Origin of the sequence: Terribacillus sp. AE2B 122 (genome assembly GCF_902497585.1) — a bacterium.
GTDB lineage: Bacteria > Bacillota > Bacilli > Bacillales > Amphibacillaceae > Terribacillus > Terribacillus saccharophilus_A.
Genome location: NZ_LR700942.1, coordinates 618641 through 644674, shown reverse-complemented (window position 1 = coordinate 644674; position 26034 = coordinate 618641). Strand labels below are relative to the sequence as shown.

Sequence of the window (26034 nt, the reverse complement as noted above, 5' to 3'; positions counted from 1 at the left end):
TTGTTAGACGAAAAGGTGAATGGAAAATGAAAAGAATAATCGTAAAAATAGGTTCAAGCATGCTTTCGGAATCTGGCGGGGGGATGAGTGATACGAAAATCCGCCAGCATACGGATCAAATAGCTGCACTAATAAACGAAGGACATGAAGTAATACTTGTATCATCCGGTGCTGTAGCAGCTGGATTCCGTCAGCTCGGCTATCCATCAAGACCAGTGACTATTGAAGGGAAACAGGCCGCGGCTGCAATTGGACAGGGTTTGCTCGTCCAAGCTTATACGGAAGCTTTCGGCAAACATGATATGAAATGTGCACAGCTGCTTTTGACACGTGATGTCTTCACAAATGCCGATCAGTATCATAACAGCTACAATACGCTGCAGGAACTGCTGAAGCGTAATATCATTCCGATCATCAATGAAAATGACTCAGTCTCTATCCGAGAACTGACATTTGGTGATAATGATATGCTGTCTGCTTATGTGAGTGGGCTCGTCAAAGCAGATTTGCTGATTTTGATCACGGATGTGGACGGTATTTATGACAAAAACCCCAATACCTACCCTGATGCGAAGCGGTACCAGCGTTTGGAAGTAATTCCTCCGGAAATGCAAGCATCAATTGAACAGACATCCGGTTCTAACATCGGTACAGGAGGCATGTATTCCAAGGTGCTGGCAGCTCAGACTGCGCTTGAGTTAGGTGTGCCGGTTTTCATCGGTACGACTAATGAAAGATCAACGCTTCTTGAGATTGCACAAGGTAATGGAGCGGGTACGTATATCGGAGACGAAGCGACAGTTGTGCAGCGCAAAACAAAGCAATGGCTCACACATCATGCCAGAGCGACAGGCAGCCTTACAATCGATGCAGGTGCAGCAGAAGCTTTGCTGCAGCATGGAAAAAGTTTGCTGCCGATAGGTATTACAGATATACAAGGTACTTTTACTGCGTCAGCAGTCGTTGAAATCAAAACAACTGATGGGGATACAATTGCCCGCGGGATCAGTGATATTTCATCTGCTGATTTACGCGAAATGCTAACAAACAGCGAGACTAATCCGTCCTCGGTTTGGCATAAAGCCGTTGTCCATCGAAATTATATTGTATTTTTATGAAAAAGCCGCCGAGCCTGCCAGCTAGGCGGCTTCGGTGTATAATGAAATCAGAAAGGAGTTGCACTGATGAAAGTAATCATGCTCGTCCAAACGATGTATAAAAATCAACTGCTTCGCGAAGGTGGTACATACGAGATCCCGGAGGAAACAGCAGCTCGCTGGATCAGAAGTAAAATCGCAAAAGCAGCAGAGTAAGGAGTGATTATATGGATTTAGGATTAAAGGGCAAGACGGCATTGGTCGTTGCAGCCAGCAAAGGACTTGGTAAGGCGACAGCTTTGCAGTTAGCCAAAGAAGGTGCCTCTGTTCATATCGTCAGTCGTGATGAACAAGCACTCAAACAAACGAGTGATGTAATAATAAAAGAATCCGGTAATGATCAGGTTGCATATTCGGTTTGTGATATTACCGATGCACAAGCAATCAATCAAGCCATCGAGGCAGCTAAGCAACATACTGGATCAATCGATATTCTTGTTAACAATGCAGGTGGACCGCCTGCAGGTAAACTAATGGATTTTGCCGACGAACAATGGCAACAAGCTTTCGAACTGAATTTATTGAGTTTTGTCCGTTTTATTCGGGCAGTTGCTCCGATCATGAAGGTAAATGGAGGAGGCCATATTCTTAATATCGCTTCATCTTCCATTAAGCAGTCAATCGATAACTTGCTGTTATCCAATACTTTCCGTGCTGGAATTGTCGGCTTGGCAAAATCTCTGTCTCAGGAACTTGCACCAGACAATATCCTGATCAACACGCTTGGCCCTGGAAAAATACATACTGACCGGGTCGATCAGCTGGATCAGAAGACTGCTGATCACCTAGGCAAAAGCTTGGATGACGTGCAGCAGCAGAGCCAAGCATCTATCCCGATGGGCAGATATGGTACACCTGAAGAATTTGCTAACGTGGCTGTTTTCCTTTGTTCTTCTGCCAATTCGTATGTTACTGGTCAAGCTTTCGTCGTAGATGGCGGAATGGTCAAAAGTATTGGTTAAGACTTCGCTTTGATTCGGTAATGACTTAAAGCAAGCAGCGGAAATATATGCGGATAGCTATCATACCGGATATAAAACTGGCCAGGCAGGCCAATACCGGTCGGATAGTCGATCGAGGTTTGCAGCAAAGGCTCCGACAACAAAAAGCTGATGCCTTGCTGTACCTCCTTGCTATCCTGTTCACCGCTGGCAATAAGGGCATCAACAGCCCAGGCGGTCTGAACGACTGTACTGATCGGTAAATCTACGTACGTTCCTACTTCTGCACTTCGGCACGATTCTCCCCAGCCACCATCATCATGCTGAACAGCTTTCAGCCAATTTACCGCACGCTTGACATGTTTTTCTGTCGTATTGACACCAACTGCTGCAAGTCCTGTCAAAGCAGCCCACGTCCCATACAAATAACAAACTCCCCATCTCCCATACCATGATCCATTTAATTGCTGATGCTTATAAAGCCAGCGGACAGCCTTTTTTATACTGGAATGGTCTTTTTTCAAACTAGCATATGTTCCGAGAAATTCCATGACCCTGCCAGTTAAGTCTGCGGTAGAAGGATCAATCGCTGCATCTTCTGCATTTTCAATCGGAAGCTTTCCTAATACCCACCAGTCTGTATCCTTCTCGAAAGCTGCCCAGCCGCCGTCTTTATTTTGCATCGCCAGCAAATAATCCGATCCTTTTTTCCAAGCGCGCTTAACAGTAAAATCATGACGAGCCTGTCTTGTGAGGGCTCGAAGTGCTGCAGCTGTGTCGTCATTATCTGGATGATTGGTGTTAGTATCAGAAAACCCCCAGCCGCCAGGCTCCACGGTAGATTGATGGATTTGCCAATCTGCTTTTTGAACATGCTGCCGCTGCAGCAGATAATGATTGGCTGATTGAATCATATTTTGTTTAACAGGGGCACCTGCCTGCTGAAGTGCATAACTGAGCAATGCTGTGTCCCAAACAGTTGATGTGGAATTTTCGACATGAATGCCGTTGCAGTTTTCATTGACAAGACCATGTATGCCTTTTAATGCCCGTTGTATTTTTGGATTGTTTTCTTCATACCCGAGTGCCATGTAGGCGTAAATCATGAAGAAAGTGGCACTTGCATAGCTGTAGAGTGTTCCATCAGATTCGGTTCGTTCCTGCATATATTGTTCAGCATATTTATAGCCGGCACGGTGCAGACGGGCTGGCAGGCGAGCCAGACGGCTCCATTCATTCGTGATCGTACGAAAAGGAGAGCGAGCATCCGTTAAATCATCCCATTCATCCTCAAACAATAAATGCTCTAGCTGCACGCTGTGTATGCTGATTCGTTTGAATTTTTTATTCAGCAATAGAAGCATCGGGACAAAATGTATTCTGGCATAGGAACTGAATTGAAAGAAATTTATCGGGAAGGTTGTCGGAACAAGCAGCGCGGTCATCGGGAACTTCAAAAAGTGAGGCCAAGGTATCATACCGTGGACTGCCAGCATGAAGCGTATCATAAAGTGTGCTTTGTTGATGCCGCCATTAGTGCTGATATAGCGTTCTGCAGTCCGTAGCTCTTTAGCAGAGACTCCTGAAAAACGAAGTGCAGCATATGCCAAGACAGTCGCTGATAAGTTGCCGTTTCTTTCACCAGGGTAAGCTGCCCAGCTGCCATCGTCCCGTTGCTTTTTTAATAATTGGAGTTTTAATTTCTCTACGGTATCTGTTTCCTTGCCGAAGGAAGTGAAGGTGATGATATAGAAGCAATCTGTCAAAATCGCACCCTCAAAGCACATACGCCAAGATCCATCTTTCTGCTGCAGCTCTTCTAGCTTATTTGTACGCTTCTCAATTGCCATCTTCACATCTTCTATGTTGACCTGGCTCATGATACAGCTCCTTTTTTCCGAGAGTTATGGAACGGAAAATATACTGCAATATGATAAAATATGCGTAGAATAGCTTATTATGACTCGTCATCATGTCCCGTTCAGGTAGGAGGCTTATTATGCGAACAATTGTAGCGGCAAGTACAGGTGGTCCGGAGGTATTGGAATATAAAGATATAACAGTACCCGAACCATCAACAGGAGAAGTAAGGATAAGGGTGTTAAAAGCGAGTGTCCATTTTGCAGATATAAAAAAGCGGAAAGGCGCCAAGGGTTCTGGAATTCCGGGCATACTTGGACTCGATGCTGTCGGAATCATTGATAAGGTTGGACAAGACGTCAACGGGCTACGTATTGGAGATCAAGTTATCGCATTCGTAAAGACAGGTTCATATGCAGAGTTTGCTATAGCGAATGCGTTGCTCGTCTATCCGATTGCAGATCATGTAGATACAGCTGTCGCTGCTGCGTGTCCTGTTCCTGCTTTTTTATCTTTCATGCTCCTCGAGCGCGTTGGAAGACTTAGTAAGGGAGAAACTGTGCTTGTTCATGCAGCATCGGGAGGGACAGGCCTTACATTGATTCAGCTTGCAAGAAAGCTAGGTGCAGGCAAGATAATTGGAACCGTAAGCTCAGACCAGAAAGCAGCTTTGCCTTTGGAACTTGGCGCAGACCATTGTATAACTTATAATAATCTTTCACAATCTGTACGGAACTTGACCGATGGCGCTGGTGTTGACCTTATATTAGACTCGCTTGCCGGCTCTGTAATGGAGGAGAGTTTTACTTGTCTTGCTCCCTATGGTAGATTAGTAAACTACGGGAATGCGAGCGGTGCTACTGGTTCTATTAAAACATCTGATGTGCACGCAAGCTGCCGGGCGCTGCTCGGATTTAGCTTGGGAACGACACGTGAAAAACGACCAGTAGATTTGAAACGTATTGCTGAACAAGTTATCAGTTTAATTGAATTGGGAGATATCACTTTCCCCAGCATACAAGAATTCAAGCTCGAGGATGCAAATAAGGCACATCAGCTTATGGAAAGCAGGACACATGCAGGAAAGATACTTCTGCACATCACAGATTAGAGACAAATAACGGGGGAAATAGTGTAAATGAAGTTCGTATCATGGAATGTAAATGGAATCAGAGCTTGTGTAAAGAAAGGCTTTCTCGAGTATTTTGAGGAGCAAGATGCAGATTTCTTCTGCTTGCAGGAAACAAAGCTCCAAGCTGGTCAAATTGAATTAGATCTGCCTGGATACTATCAGTATTGGAATTACGCCGAGCGTAAAGGGTACTCAGGTACAGCTGTGTTCACAAAACATAAACCGCTACACGTCACATACGGATTGGATGAAGGTGTGATTGAGCCTGAGGGCAGAATCATCACATTGGAATATGACCATTTCTTTTTGGTTACTGTATATACACCCAATTCTAAACGAGATTTGGCGCGGTTGGCTGAGCGTTTGGAGTGGGAAGATAAGATATTATCTTATGTACAGGAGCTGGATAACCGGAAACCTGTCATCCTGTGCGGCGATTTGAATGTAGCCCATCAGGAAATTGATTTGAAAAACCATAAGACAAATCACGGCAATTCTGGCTTTACGAAAGAAGAACGAGAGAAGATGACTGCTTTCCTTGCTTCCGGTTTCGTAGATAGTTTCCGATACCTTTATCCGGATCGTGACGACGCCTACAGCTGGTGGTCATATATGAATAAAGTAAGAGAACGGAACATCGGCTGGCGTATCGATTATTTCATCGTCTCCGAACGTTGGAAAAACAAAATACAAGATGCGGAAATACATGCAGATACAATGGGTAGCGACCATTGTCCGGTATGCTTGTATATCAAGGACGAAGACACCATTTAATGGCGTCTTTTCTTTATGTCCCGAACAATATTTTAAATAATCTGATAGTTTGTTAAACTAAGGAAGAATACATACATATACATTATAACGTGCAGGTTAAGTTGGATATGCAAAAGGAGGAGTACTGATGCTTCGTAAAGTGATGTGGATTTTATCCGCAGGACTGTTGCTTTTTGCTTGTATGATACCTCATACACATGTCCACGTAGCCGGAAAAGAGGATAGAATGATAGATAGGTTAACAGAATATCTGGCAAATGAAGAACAGTTGCAAGGAGCGGCCTTTGCAATACATATTACGGAAGAGCAATCAGGTAAGACAATTTTTGAAAAACATGCTGACCAGCGTATGCGCCCTGCATCCAATATGAAGCTTTTGACTGCTGCCGCAGTGCTGGATGAATTGGGACAAGAGCATCGCTTCGAAACGATAGTTGCAACAGATGGGCCAGTAAAAAACGGGCAACTCAATGGGAACTTATATTTGATCGGTAAAGGAGATACGTCTCTTACATATGAAGATATAGAGCGGTTGGCAAATCAGCTCCATGAATTAGGAATACGGAAGATCAACGGCGATATCGTCGCAGATGATACGTATTTTGATCAGGAACGCTACAGTGAGGATACAACTTGGAAGGACGAATCAGCTTATTATGGAGCTGCTATCAGTGCCCTGACAGTAGCACCTGACAATGATTATGATACAGGGACAGTAAAGGTCATGGTGAAGGCGAGTGCCTCATCAGGTAAACCGGAGGTAAGGGTAGTTCCGGAAACGGATTACATTACGATTCAAAACAATGCTGCTATAGTATCTGATAACGAAGAAGCTGAGCTAAAAGTGACGCGAACTCATGGAAGTAATGACATTGTAATATCGGGTTCTATAGCAAGGGGTGAAAACGAGCAGGAATGGGTAGCGGTCTGGGAACCAACAGAGTATGTATTGCAACTTTTTGAGGATTATGTGAAGGCATCCGGTATCCAGATAGAAGGCACTACCAAAACAGCTAAAGCTCCAGCGAAACGAACCGAGCTTTTGCGGAAGGAATCTGCTCCGCTCAAGGAACTGCTTATTCCTTTTATGAAACTAAGCAATAACGGACATGCTGAGATGTTTCTAAAGCATATTGGCAACAGAGAAAAAGCTGGAAACTGGGAAGATGGCATCAACCAGTTAGAACACTATCTCGATGGGATGCAGTTTCCGAAGGGAAAAATGGTCATAAGAGATGGATCTGGTTTGTCACATGTGAATGGAATAACTGCTAGGCAGCTGACGACATTGCTTACAAAAGCACAACAGGAGTCTTGGTTCCCTGCATTCAAAACATCCCTGCCTGTTGCAGGAAAGGCGGAACGCATGGTTGGCGGAACACTCCGTAATCGCTTTGTTGGCACAGATCTTGCTGGAAAGATCGAAGCAAAGACGGGCACACTTACCGGCGTTAGTTCGTTATCGGGTTATATGGAAACAAAATCTGGTGATCGTGTTGTTTTTTCCATCCTGTTAAACGGAATGCTGGATGAAGAAGAAGGACCGGGCATTGAAGACAATATATTGAAAATTGTTTATGAAGAGTTGAAAAGTATGCATACAAATTGAGCGATATAGACAGGATATCAGCAAGCGGATAGCGAAATGTTCTATTTAGGAACGGCAATAAAAGCAGAAGAAACCGTGTAGGAACGGAGAAGTTAGTGAGGTGTAAGCAGCTTTATCCTGCTCTGGGATTTATCGTTTGCGGCTCAGTTTCTGGTTTCTTGGCTAGATATTAGGAAAGAAGGAGATAACGGTGAAACAAAGCCGCATGGAAGCAGAGTTATATTGTATCCATTGTCGCAAGGAGTCTCCATTTACGATTACGTACATCAACGATAAGCTCAAAACGATTTGTTGTACGCAGTGCCATCATGCTATTGATGTCAGACTGGATTTACAAAAGGAATTCAAGGAGGAATGGCAAAATCGCATTCTTTCAAAACCTTCTCGAATGACGACGGAGTACAAAGATGACTTAAGCCAATTTCTCTTTACGCTGCCGATCCGGCTGGCGAGCAAACCATATCGATTATATCAGGACATTAAAGAATCACGCATTATCATGCGGGATTTCAAGGATGTCAAGCATTGGTAAAGCGCCTGGACAACTGTTCAGGTGCTTGTTTTTTGTGTCTTATAGAAGCGGTCGGCACTTCTAATTGATACCCCAGTGAACACAAAGCTAATTAAGATAAAAACGATGTAAAAGTCTTTCTCGTTTAATGCCACAAATAAAGCTGTCACTTTTGTAAACAATGACAACATGGTCCACATTACAAATCCACAATCGCGAATTGCGCTTTTCACTTTTTTCGATTAGGTATAGAAAAAATCGATAACCATAATTGTAAATATTATGTTACTATATCGAGGTACGATATATATCGCGCCACGATATAAGGGGGGATGAAAATGCTGTCGAAAAAAGTGAAGGACTTGCTGCCTCTGACACATACTACCTATTATATATTAATGGTTCTCCAGCAGCCGTTACACGGCTACGGGATCATGAAAGAAGTAGAGAGAATTAGTGAAGGTTCCGTCAAACTAGGGCCCGGTACGTTATATGGCGTCCTTAGAAAACTTGAAAAACTGCAGCTGATATGTCAAGTGGATCAGCAGGATACAAAAAAGACATACAAGCTGACGGATGTCGGGGGAGGATTATTGATAGCAGAATACGAGCGACTTAGGAAGCTTGTTGAAATAAGTGAAAAGCAGTTAGGGGGAGAACTATGATAGAGAGAAAGAAGATAAGGAAATGGTTCTGGGCTTGGGATGACCAGAAAGAAGAAGTCTGGCTCCAGCAAATGGCACAGAAAGGCTGGGCGCTTGAAGAATACAAATGGTTCAAGTATACCTTTAAAGCGGCAGCGCCTTCTAAAATGGTGTACCGTCTGGATTATAGGTTGGGCTATCCTGAAAGAAGCTATTTCGATTTATTTGAAATGGATGGATGGCATCTGGTCAGTTCATTTGGAGGCTGGTACTATTTCTGCAAAGAAGATGATGGTACAGATAAATTAGAGATTTTTACAGATGCCCATTCAAGAGCTGCTAAATACATTCATCTATCGAATTATCTTTTATTCATTTTGGCGATGCATGTGCTATCTTTCTGGCTGCCGGCAATTATAAATTTCAGTCAAATGCCTTTTTGGATAGAGGGAACTGTTGCTCCATTAGCCATAATAGGTAGTTTCGCTGTATATATGTTGAGAAGAAAAGCAAAGAAGCTGAAAGAGGTTATAATATAGAAATAGAGGTTATTCTGTTCGAGCAGAATAGCCTCTATTGTTTTGGGTAGAAATTGAAAGAAAGCAACGGTACCGAAGCTGCTGGCACTCCGCGGGAGGTAGGCCAAAAAATAAAAAAGAAAATTTGAAACAAAAATACGGAGTTCATTTCAATTAATTATAAAATTGATATGCATTGATGCAATTGAAATAAAATAAGGTGTTTCTTTGATTTCTATCCATTTGACATCGGGGAGAGAGTACGTCATAATATATTTATCTCGAATTCGAGGTAATTCCATCAGCAGGCTGGAGTGATAAAGATGAACCATTTAAAAGGTATTCACCATGTAACAGCAATTACGAGTAGTGCAGAAAAAAACTATGAATTCTTCACTTATGTACTTGGCATGCGTCTTGTTAAGAAAACAGTCAATCAAGATGATATCCAAACATATCATTTGTTTTTCGCGGATGACAAAGGCAGCGCAGGAACAGATATGACGTTCTTCGATTTCCCTGGGATTCCGAAGGGAACACACGGCACGAATGAAATCTATAAAACTTCATTCCGAGTGCCTTCCGACGCAGCTCTAGATTATTGGGTAAAACGATTTGATCGTTTAGAAGTAAAACATCACGGCATAAAAGAGCAATTCGGCATCCAGACATTATCCTTCGAGGATTTTGATGAGCAGCAATACCAATTAATCAGTGACGAAAACGATAAAGGTGTGGCTTCCGGAACACCATGGCAAGACGGCCCTGTACCTTTAGAGTTTGCTATCACAGGTCTTGGTCCGATTTTTGTACGGACGGCACATATTGATTATTTCAAGGAAATGCTTGAAAAAGTACTTGTTTTCCGTCCTGTTGCACAGGAAGGATCGTACTATTTGTACGAAGTAGGCGAAGGTGGAAATGGTGCTAGCATCGTTCTTGAGCACAATACAATTCTGCCAGACGGAAGACAAGGATTCGGTACCGTACACCATGCTGCTTTCCGTGTTGAGGATAGATCCGTATTAGAGGAGTGGATCGAACGGATGCACAGCTTCCAATTCCAAACTTCTGGATACGTAGATCGACACTTCTTCGAATCCCTATACTCCCGGGTAGCACCAGGGATTCTTTTTGAATTTGCAACTGATGGTCCTGGATTCATGGGTGATGAACCATATGAGACGCTTGGAGAGAAACTTTCCTTGCCGCCATTTTTGGAGCCAAAGCGCGAACAAATCGAAAAACTTGTCCGTCCGATCGATACTGTACGCAGCACAAAGCAATTCGAAAAAGAATAATAAACTGACATCTGCTTATTGCGGATGTCTTTTTTTTAGCAGTTTTCGTCATGGAAGCGTATAATAAAGATGTAGCATTCATCCCATACAGAAGGAAGGCTTTTTTATGAAAGCAAAAGACTTCATGATAACAGATGTAATAGCAGCGAGCGAAAACGCGACAGTAAAGCAGGTTTTGAAGACGTTTGTTGATCGGAGGATCAGCGGAATGCCGATACTGGATAAGGATCGGCGTATTGTAGGCGTCGTCAGTGACGGAGATATTCTGCGAGGGATCCAGCCCAAGGATACAGTCGTCTTCAACTATTTGCTGACTGTAAGCTTTAAAGCTGAGAAAATAGACAAAATCGTCGATGAACTAAAAGATCATCCTATATTGAATCTTGCTAAAAAAAGAGGAATCGTCACAGTCCATGAAGAGGATGAAATGGAAGAAGTGGTGAACATTCTGGCAAAACATCGCTTCAAAAAAATACCTGTCCTGAATGATCAAAAACAGGTGGTTGGGGTTATCAGCCGCGGGGATGTCCTCCGTACAATTCATTCCAATCTATTGAATGCGCTTTGAGAAATATAGCACTGACTCTTCTGAAAGAGTCAGTGCTTTTTTATGGTAGAATAGGAGTTATGAGCTTGTTAGTTTAAAGGAGTTTTATCTATATATGAGTATGACAGTCATATTGGCGGAGAAGCCTTCGGTTGCGAAGAATATCGCCGATGCATTGAAAATAAAAACAAAACAGGATGGGTTTTACGAGGGTCCTGATTATATCATTACTTGGGCATTCGGACATCTGCTGCAGTTGTTTGATGCGAAAGACTATGATACTGCAATGGCAAGATGGAAGCTGGATAATTTTCCGTTCGTACCGGATGCTTTCCAATACAAAATCAAATCGAGCCCGCGCAATCGCGATGCTGCAGATCCTGGTGCAAAGAAGCAGATTGCAATTGTAAAACGACTCATGCAAAGAAGAGATGTTGGAAGTATCGTGTCAGCCTGTGACTATGACCGGGAAGGACAGCTGATCGGAGACAGCATCATCAACTATATAAAGCCAAACAAGCCAGTTTATCGACTGCTGTTAAATGAATGGACTGAACAAGAAGTGCTTCGCGGTCTTCAATCACTGCGGCCGAACACAGAACTGCAGCCTCTTTATGATGCTGGAATTGGCCGTCAGTGGGCAGATTGGGTTATCGGGATTAACCTTACTTCTGTAGCGACACTCCGTTATCAGAGCGGTCGCGGACAAGTCCTGAACATCGGGCGTGTACTGCTTCCGACATTAAAAATCATTTATGACCGCGATAAGGAGATCAGCGAATTCAAGCCTGAGCCTTATTTCAAGCTGCTCGCAACCTTCCGCACACCTGAAAAGAAATTCTACGAAGGTGTGTATAAGGAAGGAAAAACAGATAAATTCAAGGAAAGAGATCCGCTGCAGGATATCCTCCAGCGCGTCCAAGGCAAACAAGGACAAATTAAGGACAAACAGACGGAAGAGAAGAAGGAATTCTGTCCGCCTTTGTTCAATCTTTCCGGTTTGCAAGGGTATATGACAGCAAGGTACAGCGGATGGACATCTGATAAAGTGCTGAAAGTGGCGCAAACGCTTTATGAGAAGAAGTATATTACCTATCCACGGACATCCAGTACGGCATTGGAAGAAAGCCTTGTATCCAAGGCAGCTGGCGTATTGAAGAAAGTGGCGGCGGGATTGCCATATGAAGCTGAAATCAAATTCAGCCGGTCAAAACGGGTGTTCAATAACACTAAGGTATCCAGCCATAGTGCTATCATTCCAACCTATGTTCTGCCGAAAAGACTTACGCCTGATCAAGAGCTGGTATACACTGCTATTAAAAACCGTTTTATCATGCAATTCATGCCTGTCGCAGTGTATGAAGAGACAACTTTAGAAACCATTATTCCTGATGTCTCGCTCTCTGGCAGCTTTATCTCTAAAGGCCGGATTCAGCTTATAGATGGCTGGAAGAAAGTCGAAAAGCAGCAGACAAAGGAAACATTGCTGCCGGATGTACAAGAAGGGATGATGGTGGATACATGGGAAACAAGCGTCACATCGCATATGACGCAGCCTCCGAAGCCACATACGGAAAGAACGTTATTGCGAGTTATGGAAACATGCGGTAAAGGCAAGCAGGATGAAGAGGATGTCGTCGAAGTGCTGCGCGGTTTCAGTATCGGGACAGCGGCAACAAGGGCCGAAACGATCAAGAAGCTGAAAGACATCCACTACATTAGTAATAAAGGGAAAGAACTGCACGTAACGGATACCGGCAAGAAGCTTGTGGAAACTTTCCCAGTCAAGCCTTTATTTGATTTGAACTTTACCGGACGACTTGAGAAGACACTTGCAGACATTGAGGATGCGAAAGTTGGCCGGGAAGATTTCCTGGAGATGATCTTTTCCTTTACGAAGGATGCGGTGCAGACGATGAAACAAGACGAAGCTGCACCAATCCGAACTATTGAAAAGCAAACAATCACCCATGAAGTGCTGGGCAAGTGCCCGGCTTGCGGCGGAGAAGTTGTAGAAGGCTATAAAGGGTTTGGTTGTAAAAACTACAAAAAAACATGCAGCTATATCATTTGGAAGAATGATAAATTCCTTGCAGCAGTGCGGAAGAAACCAACAAAGACGATGGTGAAAGCCCTGCTGAAAAGCGGAACAGCGCATGTAAAAGGGATGACAAGTAAACGAGGTAAAAAATTTTCAGCTTATCTTTCTTATGAAAAGAATGAAGACAATGATTACTACAGCTGGAAGATGGAATTTGAGAAGAAATGATGGGAGCGACGTGTGGATTCCACACATCGCTCTATTTTTTACGTCAGATCTCAACCACTATTAACAAATAGAGAGGGAAACGTTAAATTAGCACTTATTTAAAGGAATCATGAGCTTATTATTAGAATAAACATATGTAAGTAAACAAATGAAGCAATTATAAATTGCAGGCTATCTTCAAAAAATACAAAAGAAATGGGTGTGAAAATGGCTAGAAAGAAAAAAGACAGGATATTTAGAGTTGGAGTGATAAATGGTGAAAAGGAACCTAAAGTAAAGGAAATAACGAAGGAGTTGGAAGGGATTTTTAATAATTTCGAGGAATCGATATTAAATTCTTTTGACACAACCGAAAAAGAAAATAATATAAAGAAATAAACAACATCTATCTCTATAAACCAAAAGATGTTGTTTTTTCTTTATATCTCTTATTAATAAATTTTTAGCTGGATAATAAAATTCGTCAAAATTAGAAGCTCTGAGAATCCACACATCTTTGTTTTAGAATTCTTCGTAAACTGCCGGGTCCTGATCGGCAATACGTCCGTCTGAAACGGTCAAGCTGTTGATTTTCTCCATATCTACATGATTCAGTTCAAAATCAAAGATTGCGAGATTTTCTACCTGGCGGCTCGGAGTAGCGGATTTAGGTATGGCAATGCTCCCGAGCTGATAGTGCCAGCGCAGTACAATTTGAGAGGCAGTTCTGCCACGACTCTCGGCAATTTCAGCAAGCAATGGATGTTCCAGCAGATTCGTTTTTCTGCCAAGAGGACTCCATGACTCCGTTACGATCCCATTTTCTTCATGGTACTGTCTTTGTTTCTCTTGGTTGAAGAAAGGATGCAGCTCAATTTGATTGATGACAGGCAGTTCACCTGTTTCTGCCTTCAGTCTCTCTAAATGCTCCGGCAGGAAGTTGCAAACACCAATAGAACGGATTAAGCCCCATTTACGAGCTTCAAGCAAAGCCTGCCATGCTTCTACATAATGATCTTGTTTCGGATTCGGCCAATGAATCAAATATAAGTCATAATAATCGAGACCAGCGCGGTAAAGTGATTCCTGGATCGTCGTGATTGCATTTTCATGCTGATGATAGCGGCCAGGAAGCTTGGACGTGACGAGAATCTCTTCGCGCGATATCCCATGCTGCTTAATGGCCTGTCCGACAGTTGCCTCATTTTCGTAATTATATGCTGTGTCTAGCAGACGATAGCCCGCATCGATAGCGCTGCGGATAGCCTGAACACCTTGACTGCCTTTCAAGCTGTATGTACCGAAGCCTACAGCAGGAATAATCGTGCCGTCGTGCAGTTTTTTGGTAGGGATATCGTTATACATTATAATTTCTCCTTTCCAATTCTAGTTTCAGCGTAGCACAAATGGAAAAGATTGTCCTAAGTCAACATTTAAATGAACTTTTTATATATAGATATTATCAATCTCCCTAAAATCCCCAGTTTAATAGCAATACGTCTTCTATTTTACCTCGTGTTCGCTTATACTTAAAAACAAGGAATATCAGGAAGAACGTACCATGACAGAAGTATGATTTCAGGGAAATGAGGAAGCGTTTTGACAACCATTACAAAGCTCGAGTCAAAAGTGAAAGAATTATCAAAACTGCTAGAAGCCCTGAAGGAATTGAATGCTGCAATTGATCTGCAAGATATTTACCAGGGAATTCTCGATCAAATGGTAATGATCGCGGAAGCAAAAGAGGCAACATTATGGGTGCATGAAAAAGAGAAGAACCGGATTGTGGCAAAAGCATCCTGCAGGGTTTCAGTTGATTCAATGCCTTTGCCCACACTCACAACTGGAGAAGGAATCGTTGGAAAAGTGATTCAGACTGGTGAGGCAGAATTGATAAAAAATGCTGAGAATGTTATCGAGAGCTCTGCAACATATCCCTGTCTTCATGCAAAATCAATCCTTACTGTACCACTTCATGCAAAAGGGCAAATCTTAGGTGCCATTCAACTCGTGGATAAAGAGAATGGAAGTCAGTTCGACAATAGAGACAGGGAGCTTGCTGTCATTTTGGCGGAGCAGTCAGCCTTAGCTTTACATAACAGTCAAATGTACGATGAATTGTATAAGATGTTTGTCAGTATGATACGTATGCTTGCAGAAGCGCTTGATGCACGTGATCCACTAACGAAGGGGCACTCAGAAAGAGTCGCTCGCTATGCCTGGCTAATCGGAAAAAGAATGAAACTGGATGCCGAAGTATGCTTCGAATTATATCAGGCAGCTATTTTGCACGATATAGGGAAAATCGGCATCGAAGACAGGATATTGCGCAAGACGACTGGATTAAATGAAAGCGAATACGAACTTATGAAAACGCATACTGAAATTGGTGCCCGTATTCTTTCCACAATTCAGCCGAACCGTTTCTTTCAAAAATCAATCGATACAGCGATGCTCCACCATGAAAGAATGGATGGCAGCGGTTATCCAAAGCAGCTAACAGGAGAAGAGATTCCGTTATTTGCCCGCATCGTCGGCGTGGCAGATGCATTTGACGCGATGACAACAGTACGTACCTATAGTGAAGGTATGTCAGTTCGGGAGGCCGCGGCTGAATTGATTCGCTGCAAAGGTAGACTCTTTGATCCAGATATTGTAGACATCTTTATTGAAATTCTTGAAAATTGTTCTTATGATCTTCAATCATTCCCTAGAACTGGTGCTATGTAATAGCTGATCATTCATTATTATTTCAGAAATCATATCCAGGTAGCTTAACTATATATATATTTGAGCTACCATTTTTTATTGGACCTGTTAGTATGTATGAATCAAATATCTTAGTACTAACAGTATATAAACCCTATTTATAATGACATAAAAAGACGCCTGGATATGATTTCAGGCGTCTTTCGATGTATTAATTTAATACTGATGCAATGTCAAATTATCTTGCATCAACTTTACTAAGTTCACTCTGACTCGGCTTTGTAACTAGGTAAATGATATACCCGATAACCGCTCCTATAATCGCTGGTAAGAGCCAGCCAAGACCTAAACTGTACATGGGCAGGTTATCTATTAAAAATTCCTGTACACCAGGAATCGGAATTCCAGCTGCATTCAAGCCTTCCATTAAGCTTACTGCAAAAGTGAAAAGCAGACTAATCAAGTAGACGGCTCTGCTGCCACCAATAACATTATGCAGGAATGTCAGGAAAATAAGAACGATCGCCAGCGGATAAATGATAGTCAATACCGGTACGCTGAATGTGATGATGTTAGCCAAACCTGCATTCGCAATAACAGCACTAAAGACGGATAGAACAACAGCAATAACATTGTAAGAGACTTTAGGAAACAGACGGCTGAAATAGCTGCTGCATGCTGTAACCAGCCCTATACTTGTTGTAAGGCAAGCGCCGAGTACAATCAGACCAAGCAAGACGTTGCCCAGTGATCCATAGTAGAAATCGGAAACCCCAGCCAGTACGGCACCGCCATTGTCCAGCTGGCCGATTCCAGCTACACTTGTTGCCCCTAGATAGGATAAGGAAGTGTAGATTATAGCAAGCAGGATAGCGGCAATTACAGCTGCTTTCCATGTGAACCCAAGAATACTTTTGCGATCAGTGATACCAATATTCTTAACAGAATTGATAACGATGATTCCGAATACGAACGCTGCCAAAGTATCCATTGTCAGATAACCTTCCTGGAAGCCTTTGAAGAAAGCGTTGCTGCTATATGCTTCCGCTGGTTCCTGTGGGCTGCCAATTGGATTGACAAGGACAGTGATGATTAAAACTGCAATGGATATCAATAAAGCGGGTGTCAAATATTTACCAACAACATCGACAATTTTAGCTGGCTTCAAAGAGAAGAAGCAGGTAATCCCGAAGAACAAGACAGAATAGATGATCAATGGCCATGGGCCTGCATCAGCAGATAAGAAAGGCTGGATGCCAATTTCGTATGATACAGTACCTGTACGCGGCATTGCAAAAAGCGGACCGATGGATAAATACAGAATGACCGTGAATGCAAGTCCAAAAATCGGATGAGCTCGGCTCGCTAAGTCCTGCAAATCATTTTTCCCAGAAATAGCAAAGGCCAGGATACCGAGTAGTGGCAGTCCTACACCAGTGATGATAAATCCAAGATTGGCGGTTAATACATTAGTTCCAGACGATTGGCCAAGCAGAGCAGGGAAAATTAGGTTACCCGCCCCAAAAAATAAAGCGAAGAGCATGAAACCAGTAATAATGACATAAGAAAATGGAATTGATTTTTTCATGATAAATGCCTCCAAGCAAGTGAAGTTCTCTAAATAGTTAGACAATTTAATAGATAATATTTTGAAAATATTTAAAACTATGTTAAAGATTCTACCATAGTTCATTTATTGCAACAACTATAAATAATATTACATAAGATGTATAATTTCTGCTGTATTCGGCATATATAAGTAAAAAAGCCATTTGGAGGCAGGAATCGTGCACTATACTGAGATGGACATATTCTACGCAGAACTGAAGCGACTGGAAGATGAGTATAAGAGATGCCCTGAACCACAAATCCGGAGCTTGATTCATGATGATATCCTTTTAATAGAACAAGCAATCGCAACTGCTGAAGGACCATAAAGAAAAGGCGGAAAACACTTAGGTGCTTCCGCCTTTTTATTAGTTATCTTGATTTTTTTGGATCGGCTGATTTACTATGAGATCTTGTTTCTTCACTCGTTCACTTAAGTATCTCACATAACGGTGATCAGTAACGAGAAAAGCAAGCTCTTCCCGTTTTAGATGCTTCTCAGCCTCTTCGAAGGAATCGAATCCAATCTCTGCAGGCTGTTGATTTTTCATAATATAAAATTTGCGGTTTTGCTGCACAATGAGGAACTTGTCATTCTGCTCATTAACATACAACGTCCCAAGATCGTTCTCTGGTACGTTAAATTTGTTATCTACGGCATCAGGTCGCAATGTCTGCAAGTCGAAAGCATTCTTCACAAACAATTCAAAAGCTTCGTCAGTTAGCGAAGCCCCAGAAGCCTTCTGATGGCCGCCTCCACCGTAATTACCTGCAATAGCGGATACATCCACATCATCATGGATTGTCCGGAGGCTCAACCGTTTTGTCCCCATCATAATCATGATGATCAAATCCAGATGCGGGAACGTCTTACCTAAATCATTACCTAATTCAGAGAGATAAGATTCTGCATGTACGACACCAGCCAGATATGTATCTGTCTTAACAGGAACAACTTGTTTCCTTTTCTTTCGAATATAGCGAGCAGTCTGAGCGTCTTGTACTTGGAGCAATTTTTCCTCCAAGTCGCTGAAAACGAATGTATCATTATGCTGCAGACGTTGTATCATCTCATCAGCAAATTCTTCGATGCTTTGGAGGAAGAGCAGTGCGTTCAGCTGTTTGGCAGCTTCATTATTGCGTTTCTCCCATTCCCATGTATCGTATTGGCGAACAAGCTCGACAAATTCGCTTACCGCCTTGGTTTTTTCCATATATCCTTCTTTGACAAGGACGTCATATAACATACTTGTAGCTGACGTAAGTATTCCATCATCTTCCTTTGTCGAGATCCACGCCCAGTCATGGGCATTCAAATGCTCACTTGTTTTGTGATGGTCCACAAGTCGGGCTTTACCGCCAGATCTAATGAAATTGCTGATAGCAGCTTCATTTTCTTCATTCACAGCCAAATCCGTTACCCAAAGTTCTTTCTCGTGCTGTGTTTCATCGGCTAGGAATTTCTTTACTTCTTCATTCAGACTGCTGATGGAATTATACCGGATATCAACATCCTCTCCAAAAGCAAGTGTAGCCAAAATACCGCAGCCGACACCGTCCAGGTCATTATGTGTTAATAGTTTATACAATTTCTTCACCTCAATTACTAGTATAAGTATAACCCAGCGTAATTATCGGCTTCAAGCATGATTCTTTACAGCTCTTGTTTGAACAGGCGGAATCTGTGAAGAAGGAGCATATAGAAACTGGCAGAAACGAGTAGTACACTGCTTAGCAGCACATAACCATTTGAAATGTACGAGTCCAGTGTCATATAAAGGAAGATTGCACATGATGCCATACAAACAATGGCAATAAGCAGCTTATAGAACCTGGCAAAGCTAAACGGAAAGCGTACAGCCTGGTATAGACTCGCAAAGTGAAGCACTGTCCCGAGAACCTCTCCTAAGTTAAGCCCGAGTATGACTCCATTTACACCCATGCTCGGCTGAGAAGCAACAAAGTAGATCATCACCAGACTGGCAAAAGCAGCAATTAAATTGTTGTAAAGGACGACACTGCTTTTCCCGATACCAATCAGAACTGCCTGCAGCGGAATCTGTAAATAGCTGAGCATAAAGCAGAAGATCATCTTTTGAATAAGAAGACCTGCCTCCTCAGAGTGATAGAATAAACTCGTCAAATCGGTTGCGAAGAAGTAAAGAAACAGCGCCCAGGGAATACAGATCATCATCGTAACGTTGATTACTTGGTTTATATTGCTGTACATCTGCTGAAATTGACGACGGGCATACAAGTCACTGATGGACGGGAGCAGATTGGTTGATAAGGAATGTGTGATGAATGTCGGTACGAAAACCAATGGCATGACATAGCCCATTAAGAGGCCGTATGTTTCAGTAGCTGTCTCGGCAGTAAGCCCAGCTGTTAAAAAACTATGGGTAATAATTATCGGCAATAGGACACCTGCAAAGCTATTGACCAAATGACTGCCGGTATTCGGCAATGCGACACGGATCAAGTCTCTTGTATGCTGCTTTCCGTCGCGGACAAGATCCCGGATAATATGAAAGAAGCGCCATTTGAATTCTCTTTGCCTGTTAAATGCTACGATTAATACACCTAAAGATATTGCTTCACCGATGACCATGCTGATCACTGCACCTGCCGCGGCAACGCCTAATCCGTAAGGAAGCAAATATTGAACGAGCATATACGTGACGACTAGCTGTACACTCTGCTCAAGAATCGAAGCGAAGGCTCCAGGCGACATATACTGTTTTCCATGAAAATAGCCTTTTAAAATGGATGAAATTGCAACTATCGGGATAATCGGGATGATAGCTGTGAATGTGTATATAGCACGTTCATCAGCAAATAAAAGTCCTGGAACATAGTGGATCAGTCCTAGCAGCAGTAAGGATGTGACAATACTTAATGTCCCTGTTATCAAAAAGGAGATTGAAAGGACATGCCGAAGTCTTGTCCGATTATTCGTCGCATTATTCTCTGCCACCAAATTGGCTACGGCCACTTCCAAACCGAAGCCTGTGATCGCGATCAGCAGACCGGTTATCGGCATTGCCATCATCGCAAGTCCAATTCCTTCTGGTCCCAAAAGCCGTGACAAAACGATTCCGTTTATGAATCCGATCATCTTGCTGTAGCAAGCAGCAACTGCAAGAATGATCGTACCTTTCAATAATGATTGTTTTCCCACATTTGTCACCTCAACTTGTCCATGGTTTAGATGTATGTGAGGAAGGGCTTGTTTATGTCTTGGAGTAGTAAGCGGACAGTTTAAATGCCATTGTTAGATAAAGGTAAGTACTTATTAATCGAACTTTCATTTAAATTAGAGTCATTAAATCAGGACATTGCTGGACAAAGCCGGAGTTGCTCTCTTATGCATGAGGGGAAGCACCTAATAGTCGTTAGCCAAAGAATCATCAATGCTTGTTACTTATCGAATGTCTCTTGATAAAGAAACTGACAAGTGGTAGGTACGATTCCGTATTGATTTATCTGCATCCTTACTCAGAAAGGCCTGTTTTTCATAAAGGTTTTGACAGTGGGTAACAACACAATTAACATAATAATCAGAATTATTAATTATATTAAAGGAGGCGAAAAATTGCCGATATCTGAGATCATGAACAGCGGTGTTTTATGGGTGTTCTGTCTGCTCGTCGTATCTATCGTTATTTTTCAAGGTGTTGTATTCATGCGATCAGCGTTTCAGGTGAAAGAGGCGGTTGGTATGACAGATCGTGAGGCCCGAAGTGCGATGAAGACAGGTGCTATTGCAGCCATCGGTCCTGCCTTAGGCAATATTATCATTGCCGTCTCACTGATGACTTTGATCGGAAATCCGCTTACGATGATGCGCAGTGCAATTATCGGATCCTCCGCAACCGAGTCACTTGGTGCCCAGATGGCATCGACAGCTTATGGCACAGAGCTGGGATCAGCTAATTTCGGTGCTGAGGCTTTCACAACTATCGCTTGGACGTTGTGCATAGGCGGTACAGGTTGGCTGATCGTCACATTTTTCTTTACGAAGTCGTTAGGGTCATTTCAAAAGAAGATTACAGCACGTAAGAATGGTACAAAGAAGATGGTTATTATTTCGACCGCAGCCATGCTTGGTGCGTTCGGTTACTTTGCAGCAAATGAAGCAGTGAAAAGCAGCGGCCATACCTTAGTCATCATGACAAGCATCATAATAACAATCGGAACCTTACTGCTGGCAAACAAATTGCAAATGAACTGGCTGAAAGAATGGGCTTTAGGCTTTGCTATCATCGGCGGCCTGACAGTCGGCTACTTTATTGGATAAGAAAGGGAGGAGAAGAAAATGGCTAAAACAGCGGAACAGGTAGTAGTACAGGAACAGCTGATTGAAACGCAGCAGCAATCATTCGATGCTTTTCATGTGAACGCTCATTTCTGGGGCAGGCTCACGATTGGCTGTGTGATCGTCTTATCGGCAGCATTGCCTCTTTACCTATCATTTGTCGCAGGCTATCATCCCGGCTGGCAAGCCATATTCGCAGCCTTTCTTGCGTATATCGCCCTCGTTGGATTTGCTTGGGTGGTGGAGCCGGTCAGCTACTACGCAACACTAGGAGTCTCTGGAACGTACCTTAGTTTCCTTACAGGAAACATCGCTAATATGTGTCTGCCGTCTGCAGCAGCAGCTCAGCAGGTAATTGGCGCAGAGCCAGGTACAAGGAAAGGAGAGGTAGCAGCAACCCTCGCAATCGCAGCTGCCAGCTTTATGAATATTGCAGTGCTCATTCCTGTTATATTGGCAGGTTCTTATATCCTTTCCGTTATCCCGGAATCCGTTCAGGCTGCATTCACCTATATCATTCCTGCAATCTTTGGTGGGATGATCGCTCAATTAGCTATGAGAAAACCACTTTTCGGTGTGATCGGTATCGTTTTCGGCATTATGATGACACAGCTGCCAATCCCAGTCTTCTTTAAAGGCTTGGTCTGTATGTTCCTGACCGTCATTATCTGTGTTCTTTTAGATAACCAGCAGGGATCTAAAACGAAAAATGAAGGAGAGATGATTCATGAGTAAAAAAGAGCTGGTTCGTAATCTAGAGGAGTTGGAGCACGTCACAGGAAGTTTAGCACTAGATATATGGCAGCATCCTCAAATCGCTTATGAAGAGACGTATGCAAGTGCTGCGCAGAAGAGCGTACTTGCTGACGCTGGTTTCCGCATTACAGATAACATCGGTGGTATGCAAACTGCTTTTTATGCGGAATACGGGAGTGGGTATCCAACCATCGGCATACTAGGCGAATTTGATGCACTGCCAGGTTTGTCGCAATCGAGCAAGCCTTACAAAGATCCTGTCAGTGAGAACGGACCTGGTCACGCGTGCGGCCATCATCTGCTTGGGACCGCTGGTGTAGAGTCCGTGCTAGGGCTTAAGCAGCTCATCGATCAAGGCAAGGTGAATGGTACGATCCGCTATTATGGCTGTCCCGCTGAAGAGGTGCTCTCTGGAAAGACATTTATGGCCAGAGAAGGTGTATTTGATGATTTGGATTGCTGTCTCACCTGGCATCCAGGAACGAGCAATGTGGTTCAAAATTATAGCACTCAAGCAATGATCTCCATCAAATTCCGTTTTCATGGTGTCCCGGCACATGCAGCAGGTGCACCGCATGCGGGAAGAAGTGCGCTTGATGCTGTTGAGATCATGAACATCGGTGCCAATTATCTGCGGGAGCATTTAGTAGACGGCACACGCATTCACTATAGCATCACTAACGGTGGTCAAGCGCCTAATATCGTTCCGGATGAAGCCGAAGTTTGGTATTACCTGCGAGGAGCGAACCGGGATCAAGTAGAGGATATGCTGATGCGAATGCATGATATCGCCAAAGGGGCAGCATTGATCACAGGCACGACAACTTCTCATGAACTTTTGGCGAATTGCTATCATATGCTGACAAATGACACAATGGATACGCTGAACTATCGCAATATGGAGGATTACCCTATGGAAAGCTTCACTTCGGATGAAGTTGCTTATGCTGCCATTCTGCGTAAGTCAATGGATCCGAAACTCATCGAAGCATCTCGTCGTCAGCTGCAGCTTGATTCAAATGATATACTTCCTACCAAGAATTTCTATAACATAGCAATGAAAGATACAACGATGCCTGGCTCGACAGATGTAGCCGACGTAAGCTGGATTACACCACTTGCCAGTATCGGTACAACTTGCGGACCGATTGGAACCCAAGTACATGCATGGCAGGCTACGGCAGTATTCGGAACAAGTATTGGACTGAAGGGTATGCATTATGCTGCGCGTATCATGGCTTTAACAGCATATGATCTTCTGACAGAACCGGCATTCGTCGAGCAAGCGAAAGCGGAATTCATAGAGGCGACTGCTGATAAACCTTATCAAGTCGGACTTGATGAGACAGTATTAGCGCCAGGAACAGAACGAAAAGAGCAATTAATCTAATTGTAATTGACTTCCATTTTACTTTTGATATACTGTAACCAACAAACACGAGAGGATGATGGGTGACCGATGATTGATTAATCTTATTTTTTCACGAATTGAAAAGTCATTTTCAACGCGTACAAAATAGGATTAGTCTGCCCATTTTCAACTCAAACGGAAACGTATACTTCTCGTTCAGATGTATGTGTCTTTCTGGTACGGCTAATCCTTCCAATTTATTTTGGGAGGATTTTTTTCTGTCCTCCTATCGTTAAGGAGAGGTTATTTATGAAAGAATTAATCAAATTACAGCAAATCAGCTACATGTACGGGGAACGTCTTATTGTACAGCAAGCGAATGCAACTGTTCATCAAGGTGATGTGATCGGTATAACCGGAAGGAATGGCGTTGGTAAAAGTACATTGTTGGAACTTTTGGCAGGCAAGAAGCATGTGACCGAAGGGGCAGTATGGAAAGAGGATTCAATTGAGATAGAAATGGTAGAGCAGGAAATGGATATTTATAGTACTGATTCAGTTCAGTCCGAAGCAGCAATACTGCGCGGCAAATGGCGAGTTCCATATGTTTCTTATCGTAATATGAGCGGCGGTGAGAAATTGAAAGCAAGGCTTGCGAACGGCTTTTCAAGTAGGGCAGACGTATTGCTGCTTGATGAACCAACTAATCATTTAGATGAAGACAGTGTGAACTTGCTTGTGGAAGAAATTAAAAAAACTGACAAAACAATTCTGATTGTCTCTCATGACCGCTATTTACTAGATCAAGTGGCTACTAAGATATGGTCTATAGAAGAACAAAGGCTTTATACTTTTGCTGGAAATTATACTGCTTATGCAGATCATCGACAAAAAGAAAAAGCGGCACAGCAGCATGCCTATGAAAAACAGCAGAAACGCATCAAACAAGTAGAGGGCCAAATTTCTTCGCTGCAAAACTGGAGCGCCAAAGCACATGCACAATCCACCAAGCAGGAAGGCGCCAAGGAATACTACCGAAAGAAAGCAAAACGAATGGATAAAGCAGTAAAATCTAAGCATAAGAGACTGGAAAAGGAATTGGAAAAAGAGAAGGTCGAAGCAGTCGTACCTGAGCAAGGCATATCCTTTGAACTAAGCTCCGTCCGTAAAAAAGGGAAACGATTTTTGGAATGCAAAAACGTAACCAAGCAATATGATGGTAAGAAACTCTTTCAAGAAGCCAATTTCACAATCAAACATGGGGAGAAAATTGGTTTGCAAGGTCCAAACGGATGCGGAAAAACAACTTTTTTCCGCATGATAACGGATAACGAACCGTATACAGGAGAAATATGGATTTCGCCAACAGCAAACATCGGGTATCTTTCACAGGATGTCTATGATCTCCCCTTAGATAAGGCACCTGCAGAGATCTTTCACCAGGAATCATTTGCAGAAAGGGGAAGGGTACAAACGCTGCTTCTGCATCTCGGTTTTGAGACAGAAAGCTGGACGCTTCCGATAGCAGAAATGAGTATGGGAGAGCGGGTGAAGCTGAAGCTAATGCAGCACATCTTGGCAGATAAGGATGTCCTTTTGCTAGATGAACCGACAAACCACATGGACCTTCCATCCCGGGAGCAGTTGGAACAAACACTCGCAGCGTACAGCGGGACATTGCTTGTTATCTCGCATGACCGCTATTTCCGAGAGAAAGTGACAGATACACAGTTAATCATACAGGAAGGCAAGATGTGGAAGAATCTAGGTACTACAGCAGCGGAATCAGACACAGAGGATGATGTTCTTCAAATGCAGCTGGAAAACGAACGTCAGGAAGTGTTAGGGAAGCTGAGTATGCTGACACCTGGAGATACGGCGTACAAGAATTTGGATGAGCGTTTTAATCAACTGACAAAAAGAATTAGACAACTGAAGAATTAGGTAAAAAATAGAAGAGTTGTGAATTCAAAAACACAACTCTTCTTTCCTGATATATTCTGAATTGCAGACCTTCAGTCCTATATAATAGGTAATAGTCAAGTTTTCC

Annotated in this window: 24 protein-coding genes; 19 read left to right on the top strand and 5 right to left on the bottom strand. The window is 42.9% G+C overall.

Annotated features, from left to right (window positions below; genetic code table 11):
• Positions 1 to 26: 26 nt before the first annotated feature.
• The 3 genes from proB to AE2B122_RS03345 all read left to right on the top strand — a co-directional run bounded on the left by proB (position 27) and on the right by AE2B122_RS03345 (position 2119).
• Positions 27 to 1118 carry a glutamate 5-kinase gene (proB, locus tag AE2B122_RS03350; protein WP_095268868.1) on the top strand — a complete coding sequence of 364 codons (1092 nt, stop codon included), beginning with the start codon at positions 27 to 29 and terminating at the stop codon, positions 1116 to 1118.
• Between the two features lie 66 nt (positions 1119 to 1184).
• Entirely contained in the window at positions 1185 to 1313 is a 129-nt protein-coding gene (locus tag AE2B122_RS19355; protein ID WP_255212160.1) for a hypothetical protein, read from the top strand.
• An 11-nt stretch (positions 1314 to 1324) separates the two neighbouring features.
• The gene (locus tag AE2B122_RS03345) at positions 1325 to 2119 is read left to right on the top strand and encodes an SDR family oxidoreductase (RefSeq protein ID WP_175073084.1); all 795 of its coding nucleotides are present in this window, start codon (positions 1325 to 1327) and stop codon (positions 2117 to 2119) included.
• On the opposite strand, the gene shc is transcribed toward AE2B122_RS03345, so the two are convergent.
• The gene (shc, locus tag AE2B122_RS03340; RefSeq protein ID WP_175073083.1) at positions 2116 to 3978 is read right to left on the bottom strand and encodes a squalene--hopene cyclase; all 1863 of its coding nucleotides are present in this window, start codon (positions 3976 to 3978) and stop codon (positions 2116 to 2118) included. The genes AE2B122_RS03345 and shc overlap by 4 nt on opposite strands.
• A 119-nt stretch (positions 3979 to 4097) precedes the next feature.
• On the opposite strand from shc, the gene AE2B122_RS03335 reads away from it, so the two are divergent.
• The 10 genes from AE2B122_RS03335 (at position 4098) to AE2B122_RS03290 (ending at position 13641) form a co-directional block, all read left to right on the top strand.
• Positions 4098 to 5069, top strand: coding sequence for a zinc-binding dehydrogenase (locus AE2B122_RS03335; RefSeq protein ID WP_175073082.1), 972 nt, complete (start codon positions 4098 to 4100; stop codon positions 5067 to 5069).
• A 27-nt stretch (positions 5070 to 5096) separates the two neighbouring features.
• Positions 5097 to 5864, top strand: coding sequence for an exodeoxyribonuclease III (locus AE2B122_RS03330; RefSeq protein ID WP_095268864.1), 768 nt, complete (start codon positions 5097 to 5099; stop codon positions 5862 to 5864).
• A gap of 127 nt (positions 5865 to 5991) precedes the next feature.
• On the top strand, positions 5992 to 7473 hold the full coding sequence (gene dacB / locus AE2B122_RS03325) for a D-alanyl-D-alanine carboxypeptidase/D-alanyl-D-alanine-endopeptidase (RefSeq protein ID WP_175073081.1): 1482 nt from the start codon (positions 5992 to 5994) through the stop codon (positions 7471 to 7473).
• Between the two features lie 190 nt (positions 7474 to 7663).
• The gene (locus AE2B122_RS03320) at positions 7664 to 8005 is read left to right on the top strand and encodes a bh protein (RefSeq protein WP_095217831.1); all 342 of its coding nucleotides are present in this window, start codon (positions 7664 to 7666) and stop codon (positions 8003 to 8005) included.
• Positions 8006 to 8325: 320 nt separating this feature from the next.
• Positions 8326 to 8649, top strand: coding sequence for a PadR family transcriptional regulator (locus tag AE2B122_RS03315; RefSeq protein ID WP_095218081.1), 324 nt, complete (start codon positions 8326 to 8328; stop codon positions 8647 to 8649).
• On the top strand, positions 8646 to 9167 hold the full coding sequence (locus AE2B122_RS03310) for a DUF2812 domain-containing protein (protein WP_175073080.1): 522 nt from the start codon (positions 8646 to 8648) through the stop codon (positions 9165 to 9167). The genes AE2B122_RS03315 and AE2B122_RS03310 overlap by 4 nt, the downstream gene beginning before the upstream one ends.
• Before the next feature lie 302 nt (positions 9168 to 9469).
• On the top strand, positions 9470 to 10447 hold the full coding sequence (locus AE2B122_RS03305) for a ring-cleaving dioxygenase (protein ID WP_175073079.1): 978 nt from the start codon (positions 9470 to 9472) through the stop codon (positions 10445 to 10447).
• A gap of 106 nt (positions 10448 to 10553) precedes the next feature.
• Positions 10554 to 11015, top strand: a complete 462-nt coding sequence (locus tag AE2B122_RS03300) for a CBS domain-containing protein (RefSeq protein WP_095217834.1) — start codon at positions 10554 to 10556, stop codon at positions 11013 to 11015.
• A gap of 100 nt (positions 11016 to 11115) precedes the next feature.
• The gene (locus AE2B122_RS03295; RefSeq protein WP_175073291.1) at positions 11116 to 13263 is read left to right on the top strand and encodes a type IA DNA topoisomerase; all 2148 of its coding nucleotides are present in this window, start codon (positions 11116 to 11118) and stop codon (positions 13261 to 13263) included.
• A gap of 207 nt (positions 13264 to 13470) precedes the next feature.
• A complete protein-coding gene (locus tag AE2B122_RS03290; RefSeq protein WP_175073078.1) occupies positions 13471 to 13641 on the top strand; it encodes a hypothetical protein in 171 nt (56 codons plus the stop codon).
• 123 nt (positions 13642 to 13764) lie between these two features.
• On the opposite strand, the gene AE2B122_RS03285 is transcribed toward AE2B122_RS03290, so the two are convergent.
• Positions 13765 to 14607, bottom strand: a complete 843-nt coding sequence (locus tag AE2B122_RS03285) for an aldo/keto reductase (protein WP_175073077.1) — start codon at positions 14605 to 14607, stop codon at positions 13765 to 13767.
• A gap of 234 nt (positions 14608 to 14841) precedes the next feature.
• Between AE2B122_RS03285 and AE2B122_RS03280 the strand changes: the two genes are divergently transcribed.
• Positions 14842 to 15972: an HD-GYP domain-containing protein gene (locus AE2B122_RS03280; protein ID WP_175073076.1), complete on the top strand. Its 1131-nt coding sequence runs from the start codon at positions 14842 to 14844 to the stop codon at positions 15970 to 15972.
• A gap of 217 nt (positions 15973 to 16189) precedes the next feature.
• Here AE2B122_RS03280 and brnQ read toward each other — a convergent pair whose 3' ends face one another.
• Positions 16190 to 17539, bottom strand: coding sequence for a branched-chain amino acid transport system II carrier protein (gene brnQ / locus AE2B122_RS03275; protein WP_175073075.1), 1350 nt, complete (start codon positions 17537 to 17539; stop codon positions 16190 to 16192).
• Between the two features lie 199 nt (positions 17540 to 17738).
• Here brnQ and AE2B122_RS03270 point away from each other — a divergent pair, with 199 nt between their 5' ends.
• A complete protein-coding gene (locus tag AE2B122_RS03270) occupies positions 17739 to 17888 on the top strand; it encodes a hypothetical protein (RefSeq protein ID WP_175073074.1) in 150 nt (49 codons plus the stop codon).
• Between the two features lie 39 nt (positions 17889 to 17927).
• On the opposite strand, the gene AE2B122_RS03265 is transcribed toward AE2B122_RS03270, so the two are convergent.
• The gene (locus AE2B122_RS03265) at positions 17928 to 19148 is read right to left on the bottom strand and encodes a DHH family phosphoesterase (RefSeq protein WP_175073073.1); all 1221 of its coding nucleotides are present in this window, start codon (positions 19146 to 19148) and stop codon (positions 17928 to 17930) included.
• A 65-nt stretch (positions 19149 to 19213) separates the two neighbouring features.
• Positions 19214 to 20740 carry a stage V sporulation protein B gene (gene spoVB / locus AE2B122_RS03260; protein ID WP_175073072.1) on the bottom strand — a complete coding sequence of 509 codons (1527 nt, stop codon included), beginning with the start codon at positions 20738 to 20740 and terminating at the stop codon, positions 19214 to 19216.
• Positions 20741 to 21154: 414 nt separating this feature from the next.
• Here spoVB and AE2B122_RS03255 point away from each other — a divergent pair, with 414 nt between their 5' ends.
• The 4 genes from AE2B122_RS03255 (at position 21155) to abc-f (ending at position 25928) form a co-directional block, all read left to right on the top strand.
• Positions 21155 to 21859: a DUF5058 family protein gene (locus AE2B122_RS03255; RefSeq protein ID WP_254593401.1), complete on the top strand. Its 705-nt coding sequence runs from the start codon at positions 21155 to 21157 to the stop codon at positions 21857 to 21859.
• 18 nt (positions 21860 to 21877) lie between these two features.
• Positions 21878 to 22612 (top strand): small-conductance mechanosensitive channel, encoded by a 735-nt coding sequence (locus AE2B122_RS03250; RefSeq protein WP_175073071.1) that lies wholly within the window; start codon positions 21878 to 21880, stop codon positions 22610 to 22612.
• A complete protein-coding gene (locus AE2B122_RS03245; RefSeq protein WP_175073070.1) occupies positions 22605 to 24023 on the top strand; it encodes an amidohydrolase in 1419 nt (472 codons plus the stop codon). The genes AE2B122_RS03250 and AE2B122_RS03245 overlap by 8 nt, the downstream gene beginning before the upstream one ends.
• A gap of 270 nt (positions 24024 to 24293) precedes the next feature.
• On the top strand, positions 24294 to 25928 hold the full coding sequence (gene abc-f / locus AE2B122_RS03240) for a ribosomal protection-like ABC-F family protein (RefSeq protein ID WP_175073069.1): 1635 nt from the start codon (positions 24294 to 24296) through the stop codon (positions 25926 to 25928).
• Positions 25929 to 26034 lie beyond the last annotated feature (106 nt).

Bases quoted from the DNA above. Each gene is read 5' to 3' on its own strand.
- dacB (WP_175073081.1), top strand. From the start codon at position 5,992: ATGCTTCGTAAAGTGATGTGGATTTTATCCGCAGGACTGTTGCTTTTT.
- abc-f (WP_175073069.1), top strand. From the start codon at position 24,294: ATGAAAGAATTAATCAAATTACAGCAAATCAGCTACATGTACGGGGAA.
- AE2B122_RS03330 (WP_095268864.1), top strand. From the start codon at position 5,097: ATGAAGTTCGTATCATGGAATGTAAATGGAATCAGAGCTTGTGTAAAG.
- AE2B122_RS03245 (WP_175073070.1), top strand. From the start codon at position 22,605: ATGAGTAAAAAAGAGCTGGTTCGTAATCTAGAGGAGTTGGAGCACGTC.
- AE2B122_RS03345 (WP_175073084.1), top strand. From the start codon at position 1,325: ATGGATTTAGGATTAAAGGGCAAGACGGCATTGGTCGTTGCAGCCAGC.
- AE2B122_RS03305 (WP_175073079.1), top strand. From the start codon at position 9,470: ATGAACCATTTAAAAGGTATTCACCATGTAACAGCAATTACGAGTAGT.
- brnQ (WP_175073075.1), bottom strand. From the start codon at position 17,539: ATGAAAAAATCAATTCCATTTTCTTATGTCATTATTACTGGTTTCATG.
- AE2B122_RS03290 (WP_175073078.1), top strand. From the start codon at position 13,471: ATGGCTAGAAAGAAAAAAGACAGGATATTTAGAGTTGGAGTGATAAAT.
- AE2B122_RS03250 (WP_175073071.1), top strand. From the start codon at position 21,878: ATGGCTAAAACAGCGGAACAGGTAGTAGTACAGGAACAGCTGATTGAA.
- proB (WP_095268868.1), top strand. From the start codon at position 27: ATGAAAAGAATAATCGTAAAAATAGGTTCAAGCATGCTTTCGGAATCT.
- AE2B122_RS03295 (WP_175073291.1), top strand. From the start codon at position 11,116: ATGACAGTCATATTGGCGGAGAAGCCTTCGGTTGCGAAGAATATCGCC.
- AE2B122_RS03310 (WP_175073080.1), top strand. From the start codon at position 8,646: ATGATAGAGAGAAAGAAGATAAGGAAATGGTTCTGGGCTTGGGATGAC.
- AE2B122_RS03335 (WP_175073082.1), top strand. From the start codon at position 4,098: ATGCGAACAATTGTAGCGGCAAGTACAGGTGGTCCGGAGGTATTGGAA.
- AE2B122_RS03285 (WP_175073077.1), bottom strand. From the start codon at position 14,607: ATGTATAACGATATCCCTACCAAAAAACTGCACGACGGCACGATTATT.
- AE2B122_RS03300 (WP_095217834.1), top strand. From the start codon at position 10,554: ATGAAAGCAAAAGACTTCATGATAACAGATGTAATAGCAGCGAGCGAA.
- AE2B122_RS19355 (WP_255212160.1), top strand. From the start codon at position 1,185: ATGAAAGTAATCATGCTCGTCCAAACGATGTATAAAAATCAACTGCTT.
- shc (WP_175073083.1), bottom strand. From the start codon at position 3,978: ATGAGCCAGGTCAACATAGAAGATGTGAAGATGGCAATTGAGAAGCGT.